Here is a 212-nt window from a genome sequence, read left to right as displayed (position 1 = left end):
GCTGGCTCCGGCCTCGCCCGATCAGCGGCTGGTGGCCTGGATCCCCGGTGCGCCGTTGTACCCGCTCAAGGAATACCCGTCGATGAAGGCGTTCGAGGCGGACCTGGCAATCAAACTGCGCTCGCCCGCCTATCAACGGCTGTTCGCCAGCTTGGTGCCGCAAGGCGAGGCGCCTGCTTTCCTGCAGCGGCTGAAAACCAAGCTGTTTACCT

At 64.6% G+C, this 212-nt stretch carries 1 protein-coding gene; it reads left to right on the top strand.

Features of this window, described 5'->3' with window-relative positions:
* Window positions 1-212, top strand: a 212-nt coding sequence (locus tag JV201_RS29790; protein WP_257903233.1) for a dermonecrotic toxin domain-containing protein, incomplete at both ends; no start/stop codon positions are given.

This window comes from Pseudomonas sp. Colony2 (assembly GCF_019382755.1).
Taxonomy (GTDB): Bacteria; Pseudomonadota; Gammaproteobacteria; order Pseudomonadales; family Pseudomonadaceae; genus Aquipseudomonas.
Note: the sequence above shows the minus strand (reverse complement) of the source record. Positions and strands in the feature narration are given on the sequence as shown.